At 59.9% G+C, this 23,631-nt stretch carries 27 protein-coding genes, 3 tRNA genes and 1 pseudogene; 18 read left to right on the forward strand and 13 right to left on the reverse strand.

Annotation, left to right across the window (positions count from 1 at the left end; all coding sequences use genetic code 11):
• Nucleotide 1 precedes the first annotated feature (1 nt).
• Nucleotides 2–781: a TatD family hydrolase gene (locus tag BLJAPNOD_RS14140; RefSeq protein WP_115420261.1), complete on the reverse strand. Its 780-nt coding sequence runs from the start codon at nt 779–781 to the stop codon at nt 2–4.
• 12 nt (nt 782–793) lie between these two features.
• Nucleotides 794–2,347 (reverse strand): methionine--tRNA ligase, encoded by a 1,554-nt coding sequence (metG, locus tag BLJAPNOD_RS14145; protein WP_115420262.1) that lies wholly within the window; start codon nt 2,345–2,347, stop codon nt 794–796.
• 180 nt (nt 2,348–2,527) lie between these two features.
• Between metG and BLJAPNOD_RS14150 the strand changes: the two genes are divergently transcribed.
• Nucleotides 2,528–2,833 (forward strand): pyrophosphatase, encoded by a 306-nt coding sequence (locus tag BLJAPNOD_RS14150; RefSeq protein WP_115420263.1) that lies wholly within the window; start codon nt 2,528–2,530, stop codon nt 2,831–2,833.
• Here BLJAPNOD_RS14150 and BLJAPNOD_RS14155 read toward each other — a convergent pair.
• The 4 genes from BLJAPNOD_RS14155 to BLJAPNOD_RS14170 form a co-directional block, all read right to left on the reverse strand.
• On the reverse strand, nt 2,828–3,859 hold the full coding sequence (locus BLJAPNOD_RS14155) for a DNA polymerase III subunit delta' (RefSeq protein WP_077503537.1): 1,032 nt from the start codon (nt 3,857–3,859) through the stop codon (nt 2,828–2,830). The two genes, BLJAPNOD_RS14150 and BLJAPNOD_RS14155, sit on opposite strands and share 6 nt — an antisense overlap.
• Nucleotides 3,856–4,536, reverse strand: coding sequence for a dTMP kinase (gene tmk, locus BLJAPNOD_RS14160; RefSeq protein WP_077503536.1), 681 nt, complete (start codon nt 4,534–4,536; stop codon nt 3,856–3,858). The genes BLJAPNOD_RS14155 and tmk overlap by 4 nt, the downstream gene beginning before the upstream one ends.
• A gap of 80 nt (nt 4,537–4,616) precedes the next feature.
• Complete coding sequence (locus BLJAPNOD_RS14165) at nt 4,617–5,777, reverse strand: D-alanyl-D-alanine carboxypeptidase family protein (RefSeq protein ID WP_115420264.1); 1,161 nt, start codon at nt 5,775–5,777, stop codon at nt 4,617–4,619.
• Between the two features lie 60 nt (nt 5,778–5,837).
• On the reverse strand, nt 5,838–6,869 hold the full coding sequence (locus BLJAPNOD_RS14170) for a septal ring lytic transglycosylase RlpA family protein (RefSeq protein WP_115420265.1): 1,032 nt from the start codon (nt 6,867–6,869) through the stop codon (nt 5,838–5,840).
• A gap of 277 nt (nt 6,870–7,146) precedes the next feature.
• On the opposite strand from BLJAPNOD_RS14170, the gene BLJAPNOD_RS14175 reads away from it, so the two are divergent.
• The 5 genes from BLJAPNOD_RS14175 to BLJAPNOD_RS14185 all read left to right on the forward strand — a co-directional run bounded on the left by BLJAPNOD_RS14175 (nt 7,147) and on the right by BLJAPNOD_RS14185 (nt 9,322).
• Nucleotides 7,147–7,236: transfer RNA gene (locus BLJAPNOD_RS14175), tRNA-Ser, on the forward strand.
• 227 nt (nt 7,237–7,463) lie between these two features.
• On the forward strand, nt 7,464–7,628 hold the full coding sequence (locus BLJAPNOD_RS35620) for a hypothetical protein (protein WP_171986880.1): 165 nt from the start codon (nt 7,464–7,466) through the stop codon (nt 7,626–7,628).
• A gap of 320 nt (nt 7,629–7,948) precedes the next feature.
• Nucleotides 7,949–8,236 carry a DUF4242 domain-containing protein gene (locus BLJAPNOD_RS14180; RefSeq protein WP_077503533.1) on the forward strand — a complete coding sequence of 96 codons (288 nt, stop codon included), beginning with the start codon at nt 7,949–7,951 and terminating at the stop codon, nt 8,234–8,236.
• A gap of 179 nt (nt 8,237–8,415) precedes the next feature.
• Nucleotides 8,416–8,559, forward strand: a complete 144-nt coding sequence (locus tag BLJAPNOD_RS35625) for a hypothetical protein (RefSeq protein WP_171986879.1) — start codon at nt 8,416–8,418, stop codon at nt 8,557–8,559.
• A 475-nt stretch (nt 8,560–9,034) separates the two neighbouring features.
• Nucleotides 9,035–9,322 (forward strand): hypothetical protein, encoded by a 288-nt coding sequence (locus BLJAPNOD_RS14185; RefSeq protein ID WP_077503532.1) that lies wholly within the window; start codon nt 9,035–9,037, stop codon nt 9,320–9,322.
• A gap of 49 nt (nt 9,323–9,371) precedes the next feature.
• On the opposite strand, the gene BLJAPNOD_RS14190 is transcribed toward BLJAPNOD_RS14185, so the two are convergent.
• On the reverse strand, nt 9,372–9,611 hold the full coding sequence (locus BLJAPNOD_RS14190; RefSeq protein ID WP_115420266.1) for a hypothetical protein: 240 nt from the start codon (nt 9,609–9,611) through the stop codon (nt 9,372–9,374).
• 180 nt (nt 9,612–9,791) lie between these two features.
• Between BLJAPNOD_RS14190 and lexA the strand changes: the two genes are divergently transcribed.
• On the forward strand, nt 9,792–10,511 hold the full coding sequence (gene lexA, locus BLJAPNOD_RS14195) for a transcriptional repressor LexA (RefSeq protein WP_115420267.1): 720 nt from the start codon (nt 9,792–9,794) through the stop codon (nt 10,509–10,511).
• A gap of 120 nt (nt 10,512–10,631) precedes the next feature.
• On the opposite strand, the gene BLJAPNOD_RS14200 is transcribed toward lexA, so the two are convergent.
• Nucleotides 10,632–10,964 (reverse strand): hypothetical protein, encoded by a 333-nt coding sequence (locus BLJAPNOD_RS14200; protein ID WP_077503529.1) that lies wholly within the window; start codon nt 10,962–10,964, stop codon nt 10,632–10,634.
• A 629-nt stretch (nt 10,965–11,593) separates the two neighbouring features.
• Between BLJAPNOD_RS14200 and BLJAPNOD_RS14205 the strand changes: the two genes are divergently transcribed.
• Both BLJAPNOD_RS14205 and BLJAPNOD_RS36475 read left to right on the forward strand, forming a co-directional pair.
• Nucleotides 11,594–11,740, forward strand: a complete 147-nt coding sequence (locus BLJAPNOD_RS14205) for a hypothetical protein (protein ID WP_115420268.1) — start codon at nt 11,594–11,596, stop codon at nt 11,738–11,740.
• A gap of 188 nt (nt 11,741–11,928) precedes the next feature.
• Nucleotides 11,929–12,072 (forward strand): annotated as a pseudogene (locus BLJAPNOD_RS36475) (GFA family protein); the annotation flags it as partial.
• Nucleotides 12,073–12,648: 576 nt separating this feature from the next.
• On the opposite strand, the gene BLJAPNOD_RS14215 reads toward BLJAPNOD_RS36475, so the two are convergent.
• The 4 genes from BLJAPNOD_RS14215 to BLJAPNOD_RS14230 form a co-directional block, all read right to left on the reverse strand.
• Nucleotides 12,649–13,260, reverse strand: coding sequence for a hypothetical protein (locus BLJAPNOD_RS14215; protein ID WP_115420269.1), 612 nt, complete (start codon nt 13,258–13,260; stop codon nt 12,649–12,651).
• Between the two features lie 730 nt (nt 13,261–13,990).
• Nucleotides 13,991–14,064 (reverse strand) — tRNA-Cys (locus BLJAPNOD_RS14220).
• Nucleotides 14,065–14,529: 465 nt separating this feature from the next.
• Nucleotides 14,530–15,231, reverse strand: coding sequence for a thermonuclease family protein (locus BLJAPNOD_RS14225; protein ID WP_115420270.1), 702 nt, complete (start codon nt 15,229–15,231; stop codon nt 14,530–14,532).
• 358 nt (nt 15,232–15,589) lie between these two features.
• A complete protein-coding gene (locus tag BLJAPNOD_RS14230) occupies nt 15,590–15,883 on the reverse strand; it encodes a hypothetical protein (protein WP_115421294.1) in 294 nt (97 codons plus the stop codon).
• 177 nt (nt 15,884–16,060) lie between these two features.
• On the opposite strand from BLJAPNOD_RS14230, the gene BLJAPNOD_RS14235 reads away from it, so the two are divergent.
• The 5 genes from BLJAPNOD_RS14235 to BLJAPNOD_RS14255 all read left to right on the forward strand — a co-directional run bounded on the left by BLJAPNOD_RS14235 (nt 16,061) and on the right by BLJAPNOD_RS14255 (nt 19,807).
• A tRNA-Asn gene (locus tag BLJAPNOD_RS14235) sits at nt 16,061–16,135 on the forward strand.
• A 98-nt stretch (nt 16,136–16,233) separates the two neighbouring features.
• Nucleotides 16,234–17,682 carry a deoxyribodipyrimidine photo-lyase gene (locus BLJAPNOD_RS14240; protein ID WP_115420271.1) on the forward strand — a complete coding sequence of 483 codons (1,449 nt, stop codon included), beginning with the start codon at nt 16,234–16,236 and terminating at the stop codon, nt 17,680–17,682.
• A 105-nt stretch (nt 17,683–17,787) separates the two neighbouring features.
• The gene (locus BLJAPNOD_RS14245; protein WP_115420272.1) at nt 17,788–19,041 is read left to right on the forward strand and encodes a cyclopropane-fatty-acyl-phospholipid synthase family protein; all 1,254 of its coding nucleotides are present in this window, start codon (nt 17,788–17,790) and stop codon (nt 19,039–19,041) included.
• A gap of 81 nt (nt 19,042–19,122) precedes the next feature.
• Nucleotides 19,123–19,494 carry an SMR family transporter gene (locus tag BLJAPNOD_RS14250; RefSeq protein ID WP_115420273.1) on the forward strand — a complete coding sequence of 124 codons (372 nt, stop codon included), beginning with the start codon at nt 19,123–19,125 and terminating at the stop codon, nt 19,492–19,494.
• Complete coding sequence (locus BLJAPNOD_RS14255; protein WP_115420274.1) at nt 19,481–19,807, forward strand: SMR family transporter; 327 nt, start codon at nt 19,481–19,483, stop codon at nt 19,805–19,807. Before BLJAPNOD_RS14250 ends, BLJAPNOD_RS14255 begins: the two co-directional genes overlap by 14 nt.
• Here the strand turns inward: BLJAPNOD_RS14255 and BLJAPNOD_RS14260 are convergent.
• Complete coding sequence (locus BLJAPNOD_RS14260) at nt 19,795–20,637, reverse strand: SDR family NAD(P)-dependent oxidoreductase (RefSeq protein WP_115420275.1); 843 nt, start codon at nt 20,635–20,637, stop codon at nt 19,795–19,797. The two genes, BLJAPNOD_RS14255 and BLJAPNOD_RS14260, sit on opposite strands and share 13 nt — an antisense overlap.
• Before the next feature lie 166 nt (nt 20,638–20,803).
• Between BLJAPNOD_RS14260 and BLJAPNOD_RS35180 the strand changes: the two genes are divergently transcribed.
• From BLJAPNOD_RS35180 to sseA, 4 genes are read left to right on the forward strand one after another with little or no spacing between them, the layout of a single operon-like run.
• On the forward strand, nt 20,804–20,986 hold the full coding sequence (locus tag BLJAPNOD_RS35180) for a hypothetical protein (protein WP_147294550.1): 183 nt from the start codon (nt 20,804–20,806) through the stop codon (nt 20,984–20,986).
• Nucleotides 20,961–22,001 carry a cysteine synthase A gene (locus BLJAPNOD_RS14265; RefSeq protein ID WP_115420276.1) on the forward strand — a complete coding sequence of 347 codons (1,041 nt, stop codon included), beginning with the start codon at nt 20,961–20,963 and terminating at the stop codon, nt 21,999–22,001. Before BLJAPNOD_RS35180 ends, BLJAPNOD_RS14265 begins: the two co-directional genes overlap by 26 nt.
• Nucleotides 22,002–22,009: 8 nt before the next feature.
• On the forward strand, nt 22,010–22,759 hold the full coding sequence (locus BLJAPNOD_RS14270; protein WP_077503520.1) for an alanyl-tRNA editing protein: 750 nt from the start codon (nt 22,010–22,012) through the stop codon (nt 22,757–22,759).
• Nucleotides 22,760–22,774: 15 nt separating this feature from the next.
• On the forward strand, nt 22,775–23,629 hold the full coding sequence (sseA, locus tag BLJAPNOD_RS35965) for a 3-mercaptopyruvate sulfurtransferase (protein ID WP_244610938.1): 855 nt from the start codon (nt 22,775–22,777) through the stop codon (nt 23,627–23,629).
• Nucleotides 23,630–23,631 lie beyond the last annotated feature (2 nt).

Raw genomic sequence — 23,631 nt, forward strand, 5'->3', positions numbered from 1 at the left:
GTCAGAGCCTCGGCATCTTGGAGAAGATGCGGAACGCGTTTTCCGTGGTGATCGCTGCAATCTCGTCCTTGGTTACGCCGATCGTTTCGGCCAGGACGTCAGCCGTGTGCGCCACATAGGCGGGCTCGTTGCGCTTGCCGCGGAACGGCTTGGGCGCAAGATACGGCGCATCGGTTTCGACGATCATCCGGTCATGCGGAACGGTCTTGGCGATCTCGCGCAATTCCTCCGATTTCGGGAAGGTCAGAATGCCCGAGAAAGAGACGTAGCCACCGAGTTCGACGCCGATGCGGGCCAGATCCGGCCCCGACGAGAAGCAATGCAGAAGGAAAGGGAAGGCGCCCTTCCCCATCTCCTCGGTCAGGATCGCCGCCATGTCGTCGTTGGCCGAGCGGCTGTGGATGACGAGCGGCAGGCCGGTTTCGCGCGCCGCCGCTATGTGCCGGCGCAGACCTTCGACCTGCGCGTCGCGCGGTGCGTTGTCGTAGAAGTAGTCGAGACCCGCCTCGCCGATCGCCACGACCTTCGGGTGCGCCGAAAGCCGGATGAGATCGTCCACCGTGATATCGAGCTCCTCATCCGCATTGTGCGGATGAGTACCGACGGAACAGAAGACGTTCGGATAAGCCTCGGCGATCGCCAGGATCGTGTCGAAGCGCTTCACGCGGGTGGAGATCGTGATCATCTGGCCGACTCCGGCCGCACGCGCGCGCTCGATGATCGCGTCGCGCTCGGCCTCGAAGTCGGGGAAATCCAGATGGCAATGGGTATCGATAAGCATGCTGATCGTGCCTTATTGGGCTTCCGGCGCGACGTAACGCGGAAAGACCGGCTTCGGCGCTTCGAGGGGCGTTCCGGAAACCAGGCGTCCTGCCTCGCCCAATGCCGCAAAGTCACGCTTGTCGGCTGGGGCCGCTACGAGGTCGAGCAGTTTTCTGGAGGATTCCGGCATGAACGGCTGCAAGAGGATGGCGATCTGGCGCACGACCTCTGCGGTGACGTAAAGCACGGTTGCCATACGCGCGGGATCGGTCTTTTTCAGCGCCCAGGGCTCCTGGCCGGCGAAGTAGCGATCAGTCTCCGAAACGACCGCGATGATCGCCGCCAGTGCGCGGTGGATCATCTGCTTGCCCATTTCGTCGCGGGTAATCTCATGCAGGGCGTCGGCAGCAGCCAGCATCGCTTTGTCTTCGTCGGTCAGCGCACCGCAGACCGGGATCTGGCCGTCGCAGTTCTTGACGATCATCGACAGCGAGCGGCTGGCGAGATTGCCGATGCCATTGGCAAGGTCGGAGTTGATGCGGGTTGCGATCCCCTCCTCGCTGTAGCTTCCGTCCTGACCGAAGGAAACTTCACGCAGGAAAAAGTAGCGGATCTGGTCGAGGCCAAAATGCTCGACGAGATTGAAGGGATCGACGACGTTGCCGAGCGACTTCGACATCTTCTCGCCCTTGTTGAGCAGGAAGCCGTGCGCGAAGACGCGCTTGGGCAGCGGCAGGCCGGCCGACATCAGGAACGCGGGCCAATAGACCGCGTGGAAGCGGATGATATCCTTGCCGATGATGTGAATGTTCGCCGGCCAGAACTTGGCGCGCGGTCCCTGCGGATTGTCGAGGTAACCGGTCGCGGTGATGTAGTTGGTGAGCGCGTCTACCCAGACATACATGACATGGCCGGGATCGTTCGGCACCTTGATGCCCCAATCGAAGGTGGTGCGCGAAACCGACAGGTCCTTGAGGCCTGATTTGACGAAGGAGATCACCTCGTTGCGGCGCTCGGCCGGGCCGATGAAATCAGGGTTCTCCTCGTAGTGCTTCAGAAGCTTGTCCTGGTACTCCGACAGTTTGAAGAAGTAGCTCTGCTCCTCGACCCATTCGACCGGCGTGCCCTGCGGACCATAGCGCACGCCATCGGCACGCAACTCTGTCTCGTTTTCCTGGTAGTAGGCTTCGTCACGCACCGAGTACCAGCCGGCATAGGAATCCTTGTAGAGATCCCCCGCCTCGCCCATGCGGACCCAGATGTCCTGCGACGCCTCGTGGTGTCGCTTCTCGGTGGTGCGGATGAAATCATCGTTCGATGCGTTCAGTAGCACTGCCATCTTCTGGAATTCCAAGGAATTCCGATCGGCAAGCTCCTGCGGAGTCACGCCTTCCCGGCGCGCCGTCTGCTGCATTTTCTGACCGTGTTCGTCCGTGCCCGTCAGGAAAAAGACATCTCGTCCGTCCAGGCGCTGATAGCGCGCCATTGCATCCGTTGCGATCAGCTCATAGGCGTGGCCGATATGCGGCTTGCCGTTCGGGTAGGAAATCGCGGTGGTGATGTAAAAGGGGGACGTGTCTCTCATAGGCGGATTCAATCTATCTCGGATGAAGCTACCGACGCTCTTAGCGCATACGCGGCAAGGAAGGAACCGGGAGATGGGAGAAAAGCCCGCTTGGAAAGCACTGGCCGGACGCTACGCCTGCTTGTGCAAAAGCGAACAAAACAATAGAACAAAACGGAAACGAACACAGGGGGAATCGCCATGCTGCGCCGTCTTGAACGTCAATTTGAAGCAGCGTCTGCCCGCTACGCCGAAGACAACGGCATCGAGCGGGATGCCGACTGGTTTATCCTGAAGATGCAGGAGGAAATCGGCGAACTGACCCAAGCCTGGAACAAGCGCAGCGGCCGCGGCAGGCGGCATGGAAAGTCAGAAGACGAAATCCAGACCGATATGGCGAACGAAGCGGCAGATCTGCTGGGTCACGTGCTGCTTTTCGCCCACCATCACGATCTCGATCTCGTCGCGGCGATCAAACGCAAATGGAAGTTTCGGGTCGATCTATAGCGCCGCCTTGACGTCGTCCAGCAGCGAAAGAATGGTCTGCTTGCGATCGAGATTGTAGGCGTCGCTAACCGTGAGACGTTCGCCGGTCGCGGCCGAAAGCCGGGCGAAACGTTCAGCGCGCATGATATCGCCGGCAACGGCCGCATCGCGGGCCTCGCGCATGAGCCGACCGGTCAGCAGCGATGTGAAGAAGTCGAAGATCGTTTCGCTGTCCTTTGCCGAGAGAACGTCGGCAAGCTTGTGCATGTCCTTGCGGATCGCTGGCCCCTGCCCAGCAAGGATACCTTCGAAGGTCGCGGCAATCTCCAGACCACCGTAGTTGATCAGCTTCAGCGCCTCCGCGACGCTGCCGTTGGCCGAGGCCAGAATGCGGTCGGCATTCTCGCTCTGGAGATCAAAGCCAAGGTGGTCGAGCGCCTGGCGCAGCGCCGGCGGCTCCAGCGGCTTCAACCGCAGCGGCAGGCAACGCGAACGGATCGTCGGCAACAGCTTACCCGGCGCATGCGTCAGCACCAGGAACAACGACCGACGCGGCGGCTCTTCCAGAATTTTCAGAATGGCGTTGGCGGCGTTCCGGTTGAGATCGTCGGCCGGGTCGATGATGACGATACGCCAGTTGCCGGTGCCCGATGTCTGGGCGAAGAACTTGCCGGCCCTTCGCACTTCGTCGACGGTGATCGCGCCCTTGACCCTGCCGGTCTTTTCGTCAACCGGCCGCGTCAGATGCAAAAGGTTATGTGACGCGCCGGAGGCCAGTTGCCGGCTGACGATCGACGCAGGGTCGGGATCCCCAAGCCGTTCGGGCGCTGTCGCCGGATCCGGGTGATTGAGGATGTGGCTGGCGAACCGAAACGCAAGCGTTGCCTTACCGATCCCCTCCGGTCCTTCGATCAGGATGGCATGGTGCCCCTTGCCCGATCGGTAGCTCTGCGCCAGAAATGCTTCCGCCTGCTCATGGCCAAACAGCCGGTCGTTCTGGACCGGGGCAATTGCCCCTTCGAGCACACCGGGCGTCTCCGTCGTCATGGTGCGGAACCTGTGGATGTAGGCTCGGACATTTCGGCGTTTGCGAGCAAGTTTTCAAGGAGACCGAGCACCTCGGCGGCAATCGCCTCGGCGGATTGCGTCGCGTCGATGATGCGACACCTGTTTGGATCGGCCTTTGCGATGTCGAGGAAAGCCTCGCGGCGCTTTTCGTGCGTCTCCAGTTCTTCCTTTTCGAACCGGTCTGGCCTGTCATCGCCGGCGCGGCGCTGGGCACGGTCGAGACCGATATTCGCCGGCAGATCGAAAATAACGGTTCGATCAGGCATGACACCGTTGATCGCTACCCGCTCGAGCGTCTCGACGAAGGCCGGTTCCAGATTGCCGGTGATGCCCTGGTAGACGCGCGAGGAATCCATGAACCGGTCGCAAAGCACGATCGTTCCCCTGGACAGCGCCGGCCGGATGACCTCTTCGACATGATCGCTGCGCGCCGCTGCAAACAGAATAGCTTCCATTCGCACGCCAAAGGCTTCGGCAGCCCCCGACAGCAACACGTGGCGCACCGCCTCGGCACCGACAGATCCGCCGGGCTCGCGCGTCGTCAGCACTTCATAGCCAAGCGATCGCAGAGAATCGGCGAGCAGGCGCAATTGGGTCGACTTACCGGCCCCTTCCCCGCCCTCGAATGTTACAAACAGACCTTTTGCCAGCGGCACGGTGCTTTCCTATATCGGCATGCAATTTTGCCCTGTTTAGCCGATTGGCCCAAACGATGAAACCACTGGGACCGGTTTTGTTACAGCCAGAAGAAGAGCAATTCCTGGAGCGCATCGAGCGCACGGCTTGCCAAGGTGCCCTGCCCCACAGCCTCGGCGGTTTTGACGGGCACCTCGCGCAACAGCTTTTCGCCGTTCCAAAGTCGCACGACGCCCACTTCGGCACCCGCTTCGACCGGCGCGCGCAGCGGCCATTTGTAGACGACGCGGGCCGTCAGGCGCTCCGGGTTGTTGACCGGCAACAGCACATCGACCGGCCCGCCGGCAACAAGCGCCACATGCGGCGCGGCGCCACCGTAGATGCTGGCTTCGCCGATCGCTTCGCCATCAGCAAAGATCCGCCGCTTTTCAAACGCCGTCATTGCCCAATCGAGCACCTTGCGGCTTTCCTCGGTGCGTTCCTTATCGGTCTCAAGGCCCCCCATCGCGAGATAGACACGGCGATCGCCGCGCTGCATCGAGGCCGCGAGCGAAAAGCCGTAGCCTTCCGCAAACCCCGTCGCCACACCGTCGACCCCGACATTGGCCGCAATCAACGGGTTCTTGTTGCGTTGAAGGATCTTGTTCCACTCGAACTCAGGCTGCGCGTAGAGCCGATAGAGTTCGGGGTGCGCCTCGTGCAGATGACGGGTCAAAGCCACCAGTTCGCTCATGGTGATCTGGTTCTGCGGATCCGGCAGACCGGTCGCATTGCGGAAGGTGGCTATTGGCATCCCGAGCACGCGGGCACGGGCCGTCATTTTTTCGGCAAAGGCGGCTTCACTGCCGGCCATCCCCTCACCAAGGATGATGCAGGCATCATTGGCAAGCTGAACGGCGACACCCTGCAGCAGATCGGCCACGCGGACGCGTGACTTCAACGCTGCGAACATCGTCGAGGTGCCAGACGGTGCGCCGCCGGTGCGCCAGGCGTGTTCCGAAACCTCGAAGACAGTTTCGGCCGACAGCTCACCCTTGGCGATCGCCTCGGCGACGACTTCCATCGTCATCAACTTCGCAAGCGAGGCGGGTGGAACGGGGTCGTTCTCGGCACGGGAGAACAGGACGGTGCCGGTTTCGGCATCCACCAACAGAATCTGTTTGGCCTTGGTGTCGAACGCCACCGGTGGCGTCTGGGCCGCAGCAGCGCCCGCAAGCAACGCCGCGCAACCAAACACGACCGAAAGCATCTTCAAGCGCATGGGAAACTCCGGTTTCCCGTTGGGCATAGCAGCGTCGTCAGAATGGCACAACGTCCCGAGCTACCGGATCGAGCCGGTTCTGCCTTCACGCCTGGCATGGGCAACGATTGCATCGGGCGTAAGCGGATTGGTCTCGACCATGACCGCTTCAAACGGCGATTTGGCATCGCTCACCCGCACTTCCACATAGGCTGCCGCATAGGCCATGTTGCCGTCCGGCATCGGAATGTATTCCGGCCGCTCGCGCGGGATGGGACCGATCTCCGGCAGCATCACGAATTCTTCCAGCGACTGCGGTGCGGAAAACTGCGGAACGGGTGCCGCAAGGGCTGTCACCGGGCTGCTTGCATCGAGCGACGATTTGGACGGGATGGTGAGCGTGCCGAGCTGATTGCGCATCGGCTCATTCGAGGCAACCATCACGCCGGTCGCGATCTGGCCCTCCGGCATTACGCCCGGGCTCCGGTCGCCCTTCTTGACGTAGGACGCCATGAGATAGGGCATGTCGTTGCCTTCGAGCGGTGCACGACCGACATATTGCACACGAACCTTGGCACTGCCCTTCTGCTTGATGTCGAGCAGATCCGCCGTCTTCGAGGATACGTCAATGATCCGGCCATATTCATAGGGGCCGCGATCGTTCACCCGAACGATGACGGAGGTGCCGTTTTCAGTATTGGTGACGCGCGCATAGCTCGGCAACGGGAATGTCGGGTGGGCCGCCGAAAGATGGAGCTTGTCGTAGACCTCGCCATTGGCGGTCAGGCGTCCATGGAAAGCCGAACCATACCAGGACGCGACACCGGTCTTGTTGTAGCCGAAATCTTCCTTCGGCTGATACCACTTGCCCTTGACCTGATAGGCTTTACCGACCTGGAACCGGCCACCGCCCTTCGGGATGTTCTTGCCGGTAGCGACACGGGGGCTCGCCTTCACGCCATAAACCGACTCGGCAAAGTATTCTTTGCTCCTCGGCTTGCTCTTCTTGATACTGGACGTCGATCCGCACGCCGCAAGCGTTGCGCAAAGCACGGGAACCGCCGCAAGGCGCAGTCCCTTGATCAGATATGCCGCATTTTTACTGGATGTCATCTGTCCCACAACATCATTCGAACAAGCCGTACTCGAAACCTTCCACTCTTGCCCCCAAGCGGAAATCTCGGCGTCCCGAAACGGGACAGTCGATTAATCATGACAGCAACAAGGCAAAATTGCGAACCGGCGGACAGCCCGCCGCCCGAAATCTCCGGTTATGGTTTACGAATGGTTATCGAGACGGAAGGGCAAGCTGACGCGCTCAGAAAATCTTGCCGCCGACGCATGTTAAATCTTGCAAAGTGACAAGCCTTCGCGCAATAACGCCCTGCCCGGAGGAGTGGCCGAGCGGTTTAAGGCACCGGTCTTGAAAACCGGCGTGCGTGAAAGCGTACCGTGGGTTCGAATCCCACCTCCTCCGCCATCAACTGTCTCATTTCTTGCCATTCAATATCGTGCTCGACCGCAAGGTGAACGTTTTGGCGGTGTCCTGTTGTCGATTTGGCGTGCGCACGCCCTGCCGTCGCGCCAGTGTTCAAGCGTGCATTTGGAAGGCGGCCGCCAGGTCTGCTTGCCATCCCCGAGGATTTGAGGGAAAGTCTGATTCCGGCCTATCGAGGCCTGGGCAATCTCCCGCAACTGGAGAAATCCATGCCTCTTAAACATCTGACGACAGCCGCTTTTCTCGCCCTTCTGACCCTTTCCGGATGCGCAAGCACTGGTGACGCCAACACGACCTACGCCCAATGGCAAGGCCCATCGCCGGTGCCGGACCCATCGGCAGCAAGTCCCGGCGGCTTCCGTCTCAGCTACTGAGTTGCAGTCGTTGTTTCTCGCCATAGAAAGTGTCAGCCCGTCTGCCCAACCGCCAATTCTTGGCGCAAGGTCCGAAAAGGTTGAGCTGGGGCTATCGAACGCGATCGGGCACCCCACCAATCTCGATATGACAAGGGTTGCGAACGCTCCAACCGCTCGATCCGGCTCGCTTGAAAGCGAACTGAAAAGCGACTTTCGACCGGGCTCCGGAGACTTCCGGTAAAATCGCCGTGATACGGCTTATGGTAACCGAAAACGTTGACTCCCGCTTCATTAGGGCGCCTTCATATGTGGTCATCCAACAGTTGAGGAACTGAGCGATGCCCACCTTCATCATAGAGCGTGAAGTACCCGGAGCCGACAAGCTTAGTCAGGACGACCTCTGCGCGCTGTCGGCGAAATCCAACGCGGTCGTTGCAGATCTTGGCGTGCCCTACACATGGATCACCAGCTACGTCGCCGGCGACAAGATTTATTGCGTCCACGAGGCGCCAACCGCCGACGTTATTCGCGAACATGCAGAAAGAAGCGGATTTCCGGCCAACAGGATCACCGAAGTCGCCGCCGTGATTGGGCCTACGACAGCATCTCAGGGTCGCGGCAAATAGCCGAATCGGTGTTACAATCACACCAGCGGAACACTGACTTCATTGCAGGCCATGCCGCCCGCCCGAACCAATGCGCACCGAGCGCCGTCATTGACTTCCGGCCGTATCAATGCACGCTAGTCCGCCGGTCATTCGGCGCCCACAAGGGCTCCCCGGCACGCCTTTCCAAGGAGACGATCATGGCAAAAGGTCAAGTGCGAAGCAACCGCGAGGTTAGAAAGCCCAAGAAGGACAAGACCGTCAAAGCCGCCGTTACGCCAGAAGGCTCCCAGGTGAAGCTTGCAGGCAGCAGCTTCTCTTTGGGCAAGAAAGACAAAAAGTAAGGCAGCCGCTCCGACTTCGTGAACCAAATACGCCTGTACGTTTTATCAGTGGCCAGTCGGACGGGATGTGCACGTCTCCGCACATCCTGGGCGACTGGTCCCGCGACGAGAAACCAGAAATGATGCCGGCTCCGCAGGACACCCGACCGGCGCGTGAACCTTCCCGCAGACACAAGGAACACTGCGGGCGGCGGCACTTGCCAATCGTCCCGATTGCAGCCGCGAAGATCGATCCGCCGCCAGCCATGCCGCCTGAGGTCGATGCCGGAGGAGTAAAAAACGCCCCGAAACGCTCGCTCTTCCCGCCAATCTTCGTGTCTTCGCGGCCACAGCTTGAAGGGTCGTCATCGTCTTTCGCAAAGAACTGTTGAACACCGCGCGGTACGCGGTCTGCTTGCTGGACTCCGGAACGAAAGCACGGTTCACATCGTTAACCAATCTATCGGCACCACTTCTGACCTAGCGGACGTCCATCGTGCTTGCAGCCTTGCTTATCGCCTCGATTATCGCATCGCCCCACATCGCCCTCAGCGCGGCCACGGTCGACGACCTGCAAACCGACTTCGAATTGGCCATCCCCTGCCAGCAGATCGACGGTCGGAATGTCTGGAAAGGCTCGATCGCCTATTATATCCAGTCGTTCGTCTATCAAGGCGACACGCCGGTCGCGACCGACGCGGCAGATGCGGTGCTGCCGGAGGACAACTCGGCCGAGACCGTGAAGGAATTCGAGGACGCCTGTTCTGCAACGCAGCCGGCTTGAAACGCCCTCTCCTTCTTTGATGCCCGCCTTGCAACGGCTTATTGCCGAGCTATTCCCACTCGCTTCCGTTACTGGCTGCGCATCCGTGCGGCGGCAGTCCGTTGCCGAAGGTGCGCTTTAGCCGGCCACAACCCCACTGGCGGACCGGCCCCGGCATCATCGCGTTCAATGCGATGCCGACTTCATCGAACGGGCTCTGCCTGTTGTCGACGTATTGATACCAGCGAAACCCGAGGACGACGGTCGTTGCGATGACGATCGTCAACAGGATTCGAATCATCTTTTTCATTGCACCCTCATTCCGTGAAAAGCGCGAGGCATAGCAGCTCCGCATGGCATGCCCAGCACCGAGGCAGCCGATAGGCGCACAATTGATACAACATTCACCGAATTTTAGGCACTTGCGGAACACATATGGAACAGATAGTGTCTGTTCTTGATTTGTTTCACGCCTCTGGAGCGACTTGCCATGCTGACCCGCAAGCAACAGGAATTGCTTCTTTTCATCCACGAACGCATGAAGGAGTCTGGTGTTCCGCCATCCTTCGACGAGATGAAGGATGCACTCGACCTGGCATCGAAGTCGGGCATTCACCGGCTGATTACGGCGCTCGAAGAACGTGGTTTCATTCGGCGCCTTCCCAATCGCGCGCGCGCGCTTGAGGTCATCAAGCTGCCGGAAGCTTACGCGGGAAACGCTCAGCCGCGTCGCGGGTTTTCACCAAGCGTCATCGAGGGAAGCCTCGGCAAACCTCCTGCGCCCGCCCCGGCTGCCGCAAAAGCGCCGCCGGTGGCAGACAACAACTCCGTCTCGGTTCCGGTCATGGGCCGTATTGCCGCCGGCGTACCGATCTCGGCGATACAGAACAACACGCACGATATTACGGTGCCGCTCGATATGATCGGCAGCGGCGAGCACTATGCCCTTGAAGTGAAAGGTGATTCGATGATCGAGGCCGGCATCTTCGATGGCGACACGGTGATCATACGCAATGCCACCACAGCCAACCCCGGCGACATCATCGTCGCGCTTGTCGATGACGAAGAAGCGACGTTGAAACGCTTCCGGCGCAAAGGCGCGTCGATTGCGCTCGAGGCGGCCAATCCGGCCTACGAGACACGCATCTTCGGCCCCGATCGCGTCAAGATACAGGGCAAGCTCGTCGGCTTGATCCGCCGCTATCACTAAGCCAGATGACGTTGGCTGTCTTCCTGCTGGAAGGGCCTTCTTATGCTTGAACGTCTCGCCACCTCAAGGGGTAGCGAGACGGAAGTGATCAAGTCGAGCGCTTTAAGCACTCGACAATTTTCATTCGTGTATGGAGTACTCGCCCAACTCGCAGAGGTCCTGCGTGTCTTCGGTCGTATCGAGACCGGAGCCTTCCTCGAATTCGAAGCGCATGTCGTATTTGCAGACATCGCGTCCGTCGGCGATGGTAATTTCCATGCTCTCGCCCGGATTAAGCACCTGCCGCCCGAAGACATCGTCTTCCCACTGGTCGACGCCGACCGGCGACGTATAGAAGTTCGTCAGTACGGCTTTCGTCTTGTTCTTCAGCTGAAAGACGAGATCCTCAGCACTTGCGGTGGCCGTCGTTGCGGCAAAAATGGCAAGAGCGGTCAGGGCGATCTTACATTTCATTTTATGTCATTTCCTCCATTGTCGGTTTTGTTTGACGCTAGCTATACGGCTCGCATCGACGGAATATTCATTCCTGAACCCGTCTAGAGACAATTATCCTTGCACTGACAATACAGGCAGAATCACCATTTCGGGGTACGTCGCCGGCAAACCAGATGCGCGCACGATTATTGGCTGCGCCGACGCGTGAAGCGCACGCGCGGACGGCGGATTGCCTAGGAAAAGCAACCGTCCTTGGCGGCGAAGCAGTAGCAAGCAGACTTCGCCACAGCTGCGCCAGGTGCGCCCGGAACTTGACGGCCCGCGAAGCAGGGCACAACCGGCAAGCGCCGGAATCGACAGGCCACGTGATATCGTCGCGGCACAGCCAGCACGGTGGAATAAGATGGCGGTGCAATCATGCATCGGATTTGTAGCGATTGTCGCTCGCCCATCGAGGGCGCAGGTCAGCGCGTCAGGCACAAAGGGTGCGGGTGCAATCTTATAAACCGCATACGGACGGAGACCGGATCCGATGCTTATTCGAACCATGGCTGCCTTTAACCCGACCGCACCGGACGATCGCACCGTTGCCTTTCGACGATGGCAGCCTAGTTACCCATTCGCGTAACCAAGTGAGGAACTGCTGAATGAACCGTAATGGCCTTTATCTCGTCATCGCCGTGCTCGCTGTCGCCGTCATCGGGCTCGGCGTCTATGCTTATCGCGAAGAAACGAAACCTGCCGGTGTCGAGATCAAGATTGGCGAGGACGGCGTTTCCGTTCAGGAGAATTGAGCAGGCCGCGCATATTCCCAACGAGGCAGCGGGAGGTGGATTTCCGATCGGCGACAGCACGTTCCGCCGGCGACAGCCTTTAGATCCACTGGATACCCGGATGGTACTGCCGAGGGCTGGCATGGGCTGCACCGATATATTGAGACCCGGCTCCCCGATCGCCCCAGCCATTCATCGGCCGCCCCCTTGTCAACACCGCATGCCTCCAAGGCATCAGCCCGTTCGATTGCGAAGGACTGCCTGTCAACGACGGCAGCAATCACCCGCTGGACACCATGGATTTGACCGGGCCGAGGCTCCCGGGAACACTGAAGTTCATTCGGGCAAAATGACTGGCGCGGTCAGGGCACCAGCAGACCCACGCAGACAATTCGGCGCAAGAGAGTGATGGCGCCGCCACAGCACCACCGTTGCCGTCCGCCCGACGAGCGACGGTCACTGCGGCCGAAACATCAGTGTCGGGGCGTGACGAAGCTCCTCCAACGCCCAAGGCAAGACTTGCCTGCGTCTCACGGTTCTCCGCACTGAGCCGCAGGAGCGCATCTCAGGCAAGGTTTAACCGTTCTGGGAAACGATAGATGGAATCGAGATAGATTGCTGCTCCCCGGAAATTAAAGCCGACGCAGGATCGGCGTTCCGAAGGAGCGCTTCGAATATAAAGCTTTAGGTGAAATTTTGGAGGCCTCGCCCGGACTTGAGGAATGGCGGGATGTCAATCACTTACGGCAGCACGTTGCCACACTTTCATGAATTGTTTTCTTTTAAGAAGCAAAGGGCTCTGCCACAGCTTGCCACACCTCTTTTGCTGTCGGAGATCATCCAGGAATTCGATCGGCTGCCGTGCAGTGACGCAACCGATTGAAACAACAATCGTGGCATTCGGAAGATTTGGAGGCGAAGAAGGTCCTTCAGAAATTGAACCGCATGCCAAGGACATTTGCATTGGAGCCGCCGTGCATGTCGCCGAGCGTCCCCCAGGCTCCGGACCGGTGGTGAACCCGCCAGAAGAAATCGACGTTGGGCATTGTGTCGAAGGAAAGGTTCAACTCGGGGCCGAGATAGAACAGGGTTCTGGCGTTCCCGTTACGTTCCAGCTCGTTCTGGCGCTCCCGTCCTTCCTGAGTATGCGTGACATAGCTGATGCCAAACGTAAGGGCTGGCGAGATCCGGACAGCATCGCCAATCTCGAAACCGTCGTAGCGACCGACGACGCCGCCCCAGAATTCCGCATTCGGATGCCCGCCGAATCTTCCGGCGAGCCCCGCTTCCAGTCCGAACCTGAAGGAGCCCATCCTTGCCGGGAAGTACTGGTAGCCGACGCCTACGATCGGAAGGTCAGCGTATGTGACACCGAAAGGATTGCCTGCCTGGAGCATGTCCGCATCGACCATCGCGCCGCCGAAGGCGAATACCGACTGATCGACGTCGCGGTTCTGTGCCTGCGCGTCGGTTTTTCCCAAAAATGGCATCGTGGCAGCGCCGAGCAGCAGAGCAAGCGGGATGGCAGTTGAAGCCTTCATATCGGATCTATTACGAACGAGCGAGTGCCGAGCCGCAGCTTGGGCTGTGGTTTCGGCATGCGTTTGAATAGAAGAATTCCTGCCAAGTCCACCTCTCAGCGTTGCAGGACCAATTGTCTGCAAGAAAGGTTAAATTGCCATGTATGGCTAGCACCTTTGCCCCAGGAGAGGGCGCCAGCTTTCCGGAACCCTTGTAGCGCAGGCGATTGCGGCATGTCTAGCTAGAGGGGTTGTTCGGGACTTATTTTGTGACTTTGTGTCGCGATTTTGTTTTCGCCGACCATTCGGCGACCAACGTTTATAGCGAAATTTTACCGATCACATTTGTCCCTAGACCGATAGGTATGGGCCGCTTAACGGCTCCGTGCAGAATGGAGACCGATTGTGGACACAATCCCTTCCTTTACCGACCTGCCGGTAAAGGACTGCGTGAAGCCCGCCTGGTGGCCGTCTTCCTCTGCGCGTAGGCCACCTGGGCCGAAGGGTCTGACGACGATGTACGGACGGGAAGACTTCGAAGATCTAGACGCGGAATGCAGAGAGAGCCCGCCCAGCACGGCAGAGTGTCGCCCGCATCAAATGCGACGGAATCGGTGATCTTCTGTTGGCTGCGGGGGAAGATACTGAGGAGGAAAACGGAGCGAATTGCCACACCAAATGGAAATTCTGGTGTCCAGTGGATTTCGTCGCGAATAATTGCTTCACGAAATCAGTTCGTTAGGTGTGTCTTTGGAGGCCTCGCCCGGAATTGAACCGGGGTACAAGGATTTGCAGTCCTCTGCGTCACCACTCCGCCACGAGGCCTCACCGACTGAGATTATCAAGTCGTGGCGAGCGTTTAGAATGAATATAGAAAGAGTGCAAGAGGGTTCATTCTGAATGCGATCCTTTTTTCATTTTGAACAAGCGTTTCTATTCCGTTCTGTGGATGGCTGCTGCATGCGGCTGCGCCGCTCGCTCTTTCATGAAGAATGCATATCGCCGGTCACCCCCTCACCGCGCCCAAGCGGAACAACAAGGCGAGCGATTGGGGCGCTATTCATGTAGCAACGTGGGATCGATGGGCGGGCATAATGGAGCGCGCGGCGCTCACATTGAAGGAAACGCCGTCTCACAGGCTTTTACTCGACAACGAAGAACGACCGTCTTTGGGTGCTGCGCGACGGCGGCGATATCCCGCTCTCCTGAAGTGTTTCGCCGAGCAGGTCGCCAGCGGTTTGAAGCCTGGTTTCGCCCAACGCAGTCATATCCGCGGATTTTTCCATCCGCCTAGCACCACGGCGTCGATTGTCCCTTCCACGGCCGCACAAGCCCTTCCGAGACGAGAATGCTTCCGAGCGAACGGCCGTCGCGCATCACGACGCGCAGCTTCTCACTGGCCTTGTCATCGTCCCTGCCGATCGCTTCGATCAGCCTGAAATCTCCGGCGTTCAACAGCTCGCGCAATCTCTGCTTGGCGTAGAAGCCGCGTGCGCGTTCGCCATCGCAACCTGCCTGCTTGGTTCTCGGCGCGTCGATATCGGCGACCCGGACTATTTCGCCGTGATATCGGAAGGTCGCGCCGTCGATGACGCAGTTGTCGTTACGGATACCGCAGAAATAAAACTGGTTCGCCTGAGGTTGAAGCGCAGCCGGCTGCACCACAGGCCGTTCGACCGGGGTCGGCGCGGCCAATCCGACGTTGACAGCAGGTATTGGTCCATCAACAGTCTTCGTCCTGTTTGCGGCGGGCGGTACGGCCGCACGCACTACCGCCTTCGGCCGATCCTCTGCCCTGGATGTCGATTTGGCCTTGGGAGCCGATGCGAATATCTCCGAAATGGCCGGCAGATCGCGCAACTGTCCACGGTGATCGTAGGCAACGACGCCACCGACCGTCAGCACAGCGGCGAGATACCACGGCAGCATGCCGCCCTGTTTCTTTGTCCGGCTGCCGCGGCGACGCCCACGGCTTGTTGTGGCTTTACCCATTCCGCCTCATCCTTGATCCGGCCGGCATTATGCTGGCGATCCGTTGCCGAATGGTTTTCAGCGGCCACTTGATCCGGAGGTTCACCAGCAAAGTCCCTGGGATTCATCTGCGGAATGTGCAACCTCGCCTATCCCGCCGACCGCAACCGGATACCGCGCCCAGTTCGGACAGAGGCACGACGTTGCTGACGGACGATTTTGAGAATCAGTCGACCAGTTATCTCACCTGCAGCCCAACCCCGGGAATTCGGTAAACACACACTGACACAGTGCGCGCATGACCGACTCATCCCCACATCAGAATCGGCTTTTCAGGATTTTTGCACTCGCTCGAAGCTTTGAGCGGCAGGCTCGAGGCTCATGGCTCCCTCGAAGAGCCCGTCCGGCCGCGGCGGCGTGCCCACCAGACGGCGAACCGGCGACGGCGACGGCGAACCGCGGGAATGTCGTGCGAGAGGATGAGCAACCCCAGGGGCACCATCCAGAAGCCGAGCACCGGCAGGAAGCCGAGAAAGCCACCGAAAATCAGCAAACCGCCGACAAGCATACGCAGCAGCGGTGATTCCGGAAGCGCCAGGCGCCATTTGCCCAGCACGATCTGCCGGGTGTGGGGGTCTATGCCGAAATGCGTCTGTTTTCTGTTTTTATTCATCATTCCCTATCCGCCTGCGTTTCCCACAATTGGGGACTTCTCCACAGGCTCGCAACAAAACTTCTCACTTTTTTTGAAAAAACCGCTTGGCAAATCGGAAAAGCATTTGTATTAGCAGCCTCACTTCTGCAGGACACAAACCGAGCAGAACTTCTGCAGGACACAAACCGCAGATGATCCCTGGTAGCTCAGCGGTAGAGCATTCGACTGTTAATCGACAGGTCGCCGGTTCGAATCCGGCCCGGGGAGCCAGTTTCTAAAAGAGCCATTCGCGGTAACGCCCGAATGGCTCTTTTTCATTTTGCGGCTATGGTGGCGCAGAAGCCACCTTGCCCTCGCCCCGGGATGTCATGCGCGCGAATTCGTCATCGCCCATTCTAGTCTGGTTTCGCAAAGACCTCAGGCTTGCCGACCACCATGCCCTTGCAGCCGCAGCAGCCCATGGCGCAGCGGTGATTCCCCTCTACATTCGCGAGCCGGCCGACAGCGGCAACGGGCCGCTCGGCGATGCGCAGCGATGGTGGCTGCACCATTCCCTTTCGGCGTTTCGGGAATCGCTGCAGCGGATCGGATCGGATCTTGTTTTTCGCTCCGGCGATCCGCTCGATGTCATCTCCGATATTTCGCGGGAAACAGGCAGCGCCACCATCTTCTGGAATCGCCGCTATGATCCGAACGGAACGGTGACGGATGCGCCGTTGAAGAAGGCGCTCGTGGATCGCGTTTTTACCGTCAACAGCTTTGCCGGCCAGTTGCTTCACGAACCAACCCGCCTGTTCAACAAGACCGGTGGCCCCTATCGCGTGTTTACGCCATTCTGGCGCGCGCTCGAAGCAAGCGGCGAGCCGCCGGCACCGATCGATCCGCCAGAAAGAATAGCGGCGCCGGAATGCTGGCCTGCATCCGAAGACCTTGAACGGTGGAACCTCCTGCCGACGCAACCGAACTGGGCGTCGACCTTCACCGAAATCTGGACACCGGGCGAGGTCGGGGCTGCGGATCGCTTGCAGAAATTCATCGAAGATACGCTCGACGGCTACACGACCGCCAGGAATGTTCCGGCGGATGCCGGCACTTCCCTGCTCTCGCCTCACCTTGCGTTCGGCGAGATCTCTCCGGCGCAGATCTGGTACGCCACGCGCGGCCTGACGGGGACGCCGGTCGACGATATCGTCACATTCCGCAAGGAACTCGCGTGGCGAGAATTCTCGTACAATCTGCTGTTTCACAATCCTGACCTGGGGCGTCGGAACCTCGATCGCCGCTTTGACGGTTTTCGCTGGCTCGACAACGACGACCACTTCGAGCGGTGGACAAAGGGCCTCACGGGCTACCCGATCGTCGACGCCGGCATGCGGCAACTCTGGCGCCATGGCTATATGCACAATCGCGTCAGGATGATTGCCGCCTCCTTCCTGATCAAGGACCTGCTGATCGACTGGCGCCGCGGAGAGGCGTGGTTTCGGGACACGCTGGTGGATGCTGACCCGGCTTCGAACGCCGCCAGCTGGCAGTGGGTGGCCGGTTCCGGCGCCGACGCTTCGCCATTCTTCCGTATTTTCAATCCCGTGCTTCAGGGGGAGAAATTCGATCCGAATGGGGACTATGTAAAGCGCTTCGTTCCCGAACTGGCCGATCTCGACGCACGCTACATTCATCGCCCGTTCTCGGCCCCCCAACCCGCGCTTGCTGCTGCCGGTATTACGCTTGGGGTGACCTACCCTGCCCCTATCATCGATCATGCCTTTGCGCGCGACCGCGCGCTGGCCGCGTTTCAGGAAATCAGAAACGCCAGTTAAAAATCGCTACAACTGAACCACCGCCGGTACAAATCCGTGGTTGGCCTCTGACAGGATTGTCGCTAGGCTCACGTTACGGATGCAACGATTGCCGGAGGGTGGTTTATGCATGATACTGAAGCCTGCTTTGCCGATTTCGACAATGCCGAGCTGCTTTCGACTGAAAATCTCTCACGGGTGCTGAAGGACTTTCCGCTCAAGGCCCAGGTGGTCCTTCGCGGCCTCGTTCACCTTGAGGCGGGCGCACTGGCGCTCTCTCTGCCCAATGGCCGCCGACTGGTCGTCAAGGGAAAGGTGGCGGGACCGTGCGCAACCGTCACTCTGCACAACTGGAACCTCCCGCACCGCGCCATCACCGGCGGCACGATCGGCGCTGCGGAAAGTTACATCGACGGCGACTGGGACAGCCCCGACGTCGGCGCTTTTCTCGAGCTTTTCCTTGTCAACGCCGATATCGGCAACCGCTTCCCGAACCGGGCGCGCGGCCTGATGCGGCTGGTCGAAAAGTTCCTCCATTGGCGCAATGCCAACACCAAGACGGGTGCTGAGCGCAACATCTCCGCCCATTACGACCTCGGCAACGCCTTCTACCGTGAATGGCTCGACCCGAGCATGACCTATTCGTCGGCGCTTTACGCCAGTGGCGCAAACGATCTTCAGGCCGCTCAGGCCGCCAAATACCGGGCGCTGGCCGAGGCGACCAATCTACGGCCGGGTGACCATGTGCTCGAGATCGGCTGCGGCTGGGGCGGTTTCGCAGAATTTGCCGCAATCGAGATCGGCTGCAAGGTCACGGGCCTGACCATCAGCCGTGAACAGCTCGCATTTGCCCGCGAGCGCATGCACAAGGCCGGGATTGCCGATCGCGTCGAGCTGAAGTTCCAGGACTATCGGGAGGAAACCGGACGATACGACCGGATCGTGTCGATCGAGATGTTCGAGGCCGTCGGGGAAAAATTCTGGTCGACCTATTTTTCTCAACTGAAGCGGTGCCTGAAACCCGGCGGCAAAGCGGGTCTCCAGATCATCACGATCAAGCCCGAAGCCTATGAGGAATACCGATCCAATCCGGACTTCATTCAGAAATACGTGTTTCCAGGGGGGATGCTGCCGACGCGCGACCATCTGGTTGACCTCGGGCGCAATGTCGGCCTGCGCATGATCAACGATTTCGGGTTCGGTAGCGACTACGCCCGCACGCTCGGTGAATGGCGTCAGCGCTTCTGGTCTGTCTGGGGCAAGATCGAACCGCTCGGTTTCGATCTGCGCTTCAAGCGGCTGTGGGAATTCTACTTCTACTACTGCGAAGCTGGCTTCCGCGCGCGAAACATCGATGTCCGCCAGATCGTCTTCGAGTAAGCCGGCCCAAGTGCAGGCTTTACCGTTCGCGCGGCAAAGCCTATGAGGCAACCGATCCAGATTTCTTCTTGAAGGTTCCTCATGCGCCTTGCGTGGTTTTTCCTGGCGCTCGCCATCGCAACCGAAGTGGCGGGCCTGACGGCAATGAAGGCCGCATCCGCCAATGGCTCCTACATCGGCCACGTGGTGATGTACGTCTCCATCGCGCTTTCCTATGTCTTCCTGGCAAAGGCCGTGAAGACCATCTCCGTCGGCGTTGCCTATGCCATCTGGGAGGGATCAGGTGTCGCGATCATCACGCTCATTTCGGTGTTCGTGTTCGGCCATGTGCTGACCGGCCGGGAAATGCTGGGCCTGTCGATGGCGGTCGCGGGCATCCTGCTCGTCAATGCCGGCGAACACCGCGAAGAGGAAGCACCGGCCACCGAAGGAGCCGTCGATGAGCGCGCCTAGCATCTACTTCGTCTTTGCCGTCATCGCGGGCGTTCTCGACATCGCCGCCAATCTGGCCTCGACCAAATCCAATGGCTTTGCGCGTCGTGGCTGGGGAGCGCTTTCCATCGTTCTCGTGCTTGCCGCCTTTGCCTTCCTGGCGGAAGCCGTCAAGGGCATGGAACTTGCCATTGCCTACGCGGTTCTCGGTGCAACCGGGATTTTCGGCACGGCCATCTGCGGCCGCCTGCTTTTCGGCCAGAAGCTCAAGCCGATCGGCTGGGTCGGCCTCGCGCTGATCTTCGGCGCAGTGCTGGTGCTTCACACGGCCTGATGCGGCTGATTCTCGGCGCTGGCGTGTTTCGTCGTCGCCACCGCCGGTGCCGAACCTTGGCGAGTCAACCGGTCGACCAGTGCGAAGTATGCACCGTAGGGCAGCCATCTAGACAGTCTTGCTACGGCGTTCGCGCGTTTCGACAAGTTGATTTCGAAATGCTTCGACTTCAAGCCCGCAACGATATGCTCGGCGGCTGCGTCAACGCTGACCGAGCCGGATGCTGGAAATCCAAGACGAGACGATCCGCTGGCCTCGACGAGCCCCAGGCTGATGACTTGCAGGCGAATGCCGATCCGGTCCAGGTCCAACTTCAGGCTCTCCGCCATGTTGAGGAGAGCCGCCTTCGTTGCACCATAGGCGGCATTGCCCGGCAAGCCGCCATAGCCGGCCGCTCCCGACATGATGGCGATATGGCCATGCCCCCTCGCCTTCATGTGGGCAACGGCCGGCAGCAGACAGTTGACGACACCGTTGACGTTGACCGAAAAGCTACGCTCGAAAGCCTCGCGATGCAGGTCGTCGCCTCGCACAGGCAGCGTCACATCCGCAGTAAATACGGCCAGTGACAGATCGCCGTGGTCGTATTCGATCGATGCAAGCACACGCTCCATGTCCTGCGGGTCGGTGACATCGCCGTCGAGAACGAGGATGCGACCGTCAGGAGCAGCCTCCTGTTGCAAGGCCACCAGTTTGGCGTGATTTCTTGATGTGACGACCACCGAATATCCGCCGCGAACCAAGCGCAGAGCCAGCGCTCGGCCTATTCCCGAACTCGCGCCCGTTACCCAGGCCAGCCCATGCTCGGATTTCATCTTGTGCATACTCATTGCCCATACCTCGGCACGCACCCACCCGGTGCACGCTCAACTCAAGGGGCCGAGAAACCTGACACCCGGCCCAGACCAACCCCCTCCAATACCCAGCGCACGCGCAGAGCTGCCTCAACCCTGAGCTTTCCCCTTGAAGACGTTTTTTGTTCGGGACAGGGCAGCGGTGAAACGCTATTTCTTGCCTGGGAAACAGGCTGAGCCGAAAACACGCCAATATTTCGGCGATCCGGCGTCGTTCTCAATGTTCGCCGGCCACTCGGCGTTTTTCTTCGGTAACGCGGCCCGCTTCGGCGGCCGTTCTCAAGCACGAGGTTCTGCAAATGGCCATTCTTCCGTCCGTTCTTGAAGCAATCGGCAATACGCCCCTGATCCGGCTGAAGACCGTTTCCGACGCGACCGGCTGCACCATCCTTGGCAAGGCGGAGTTTCTCAATCCGGGACAGTCGGTGAAGGATCGCGCCGCACTCTGGATCATCCGCGAGGCGGAGAAGGCAGGGCAATTGAAGCCGGGCGGCGTCATCGTCGAAGGCACGGCAGGCAATACCGGCATCGGCCTTGCGCTCGTCGCCCAGGCGCTCGGCTACCGGACCGTCATCGTCATTCCGGAAACCCAGAGCCAGGAGAAGAAGGATGCGCTGCGTCTTCTTGGGGCTGAGCTCGTTGCAGTACCGGCTGTGCCCTACAAGAACCCGAACAATTACGTGAAGATCTCAGGACGCTTGGCCGCTCAACTTGCCAAAACCGAACCGAATGGCGCGATCTGGGCCAACCAGTTCGACAATGTCGCCAATCGTGACGCGCACATTGCGACGACTGCGCCCGAGATCTGGCGCGACACGGACGGCAAGGTCGACGGCTTCATCTGCGCGGTCGGTTCCGGCGGCACGCTTGCCGGCGTGGCACAGGGCCTGCGGGCGAAAAACCCCGCCATCAAGATCGGCCTTGCCGATCCGGATGGTGCCGCACTCTACAACTACTACGCCCATGGGGAGTTGAAGGCGAGCGGAAGCTCCATCACCGAGGGCATCGGTCAGGGCCGAATCACCGCCAATCTCGAAGGCTTTACTCCGGACTTTTCCTACCAGATCCCGGATTCCGAGGCCGTGCCGCTGGTCTTCGACCTGATCGAACGGGAAGGCATCTGCGTCGGTGGATCGACGGGCATCAACATTGCCGGCGCCGTCAGGCTCGCCAAGGAGCTCGGCCCGGGACATACGATCGTGACGATCCTTTGCGACTATGGTAACCGCTATCAATCGAAACTCTTCAACCCGGACTTCCTGGCCTCGAAGGGCCTGCCTGTTCCGGCCTGGTTGAAGGGATCCTCAAGCATCACCGTTCCATACGAATCAGTCGGATAAGATTTGCGATGACCAAGACCGTGACTGCCCTCTTCCGCGAAGATTTCTATCTCTCGACTTGCGAAGCAAGTGTCACCGGAATTCTGGAGGATGGCGGGATCGAGCTTGATCAGACCTGCTTTTACGCCACATCGGGTGGACAGCCCGGCGATAGCGGTTTTCTGGAGCGCAGCGACGGCAGCCGCATCGACATTGCGGTTGCCCGCCATGGCACCACCAAGGACGTCATCATTCACATGCCGGCGGAAGGGCAGCCGGCGCCTGTTGTCGGCGAAAAGCTCGTCCTGCATATCGACTGGCCACGCCGTTACCGGCTGATGCGCATGCACACGGCCTGCCATTTGCTTTCCGTCGTCTGCCCTTTCCCGATCACCGGCGCTGCCGTCGGCGAAGATGAAAGCCGCGTCGATTTCGACATGAGCGAAACGATCGACAGGGACGAGGTGACGGCAGCCCTGAAGAAGCTCGTCGACGAGAACCACCCGGTCTACCTGCAGTGGATCACCGACGAGGAACTCGCAGCCAACCCCGGCATCGTCAAATCAAAGAACGTCCGCCCGCCAATCGGCCTTGGCCGCGTCAGCCTCGTCTGTATCGGCGAGAACTCGGCAGTCGACAGCCAGCCATGCGGCGGCACGCATGTGTCGGAAACCCAGGAGGTCGGTGCGATCCACATCGCCAAGATCGAGAAGAAGGGCAAGGAAAACCGCCGCTTCCGCATCCGCTTCGGCACACCAGACGACCGCCAGGCAATCTGAACAGGAGATACGACCATGACCAACACCAAAAGCGCCTTCGTCGTTTCTCCGGACTGGCTGCAACAGCGCCTCGACGACCCCTCCGTCCGCGTCCTTGATGCCGCCTGGTATCTGCCGGCACAGAACAGAAACCCGAAAGCGGAATACGACGCGGGCCACATCCCTGGCGCCGTATTCTTCGACCAGGATGCGATCGCCGATCATGCAAGCGGCCTGCCGCACACGCTGCCGACGCCGGAAGCCTTCGCCAATGCCGTAGGTGCGCTTGGTGTCAGCGAGACCGATACGATCGTCGTCTATGACGGCCCCGGCATCATGACTGCGCCGCGCGTGTGGTGGATGCTGCGCATCATGGGGGCAAAGGACGTCTACGTGCTCGATGGCGGCATGGACTGCTGGAAGAAAGACGGGCGCCCGGTCACAACAGACGTTCCCTCGCCTAGGCCCGTCACGTTCAACGTCACCTTCACGCCCGCGGCAGTCACCTCATTCGAACGCATGCAGGACATCGTCACGTCCGGCACGATCCAGATTGCCGATGCGAGGGGCGCCGGACGCTTCCTCGGCGTCGAGGCGGAGCCGCGCGCCGGAATGCGCTCCGGCCACATGCCTGGTGCGCGTAGCCTGCCGTCCACCACGTTCTCGGAGAACGGCAAGCTCAAGGATCTCGACACGCTGCGAAAGACGTTTGCCGAAGCGGGCGTCGACCTTTCCAAACCTGTGGTCACGACCTGCGGCTCGGGCGTCACCGCGGCGATCATCACGCTGGCGCTGCAATCCCTCGGCCATACCGACAACACGCTCTATGACGGCTCCTGGTCAGAATGGGGCGGACGTTCCGATACCCCCGTCGTGACCGGCAGCGAGTGACA

Origin of the sequence: Ensifer sp. M14 (assembly GCF_003355565.1) — a bacterium.
Taxonomy (GTDB): domain Bacteria; phylum Pseudomonadota; class Alphaproteobacteria; order Rhizobiales; family Rhizobiaceae; genus Ensifer.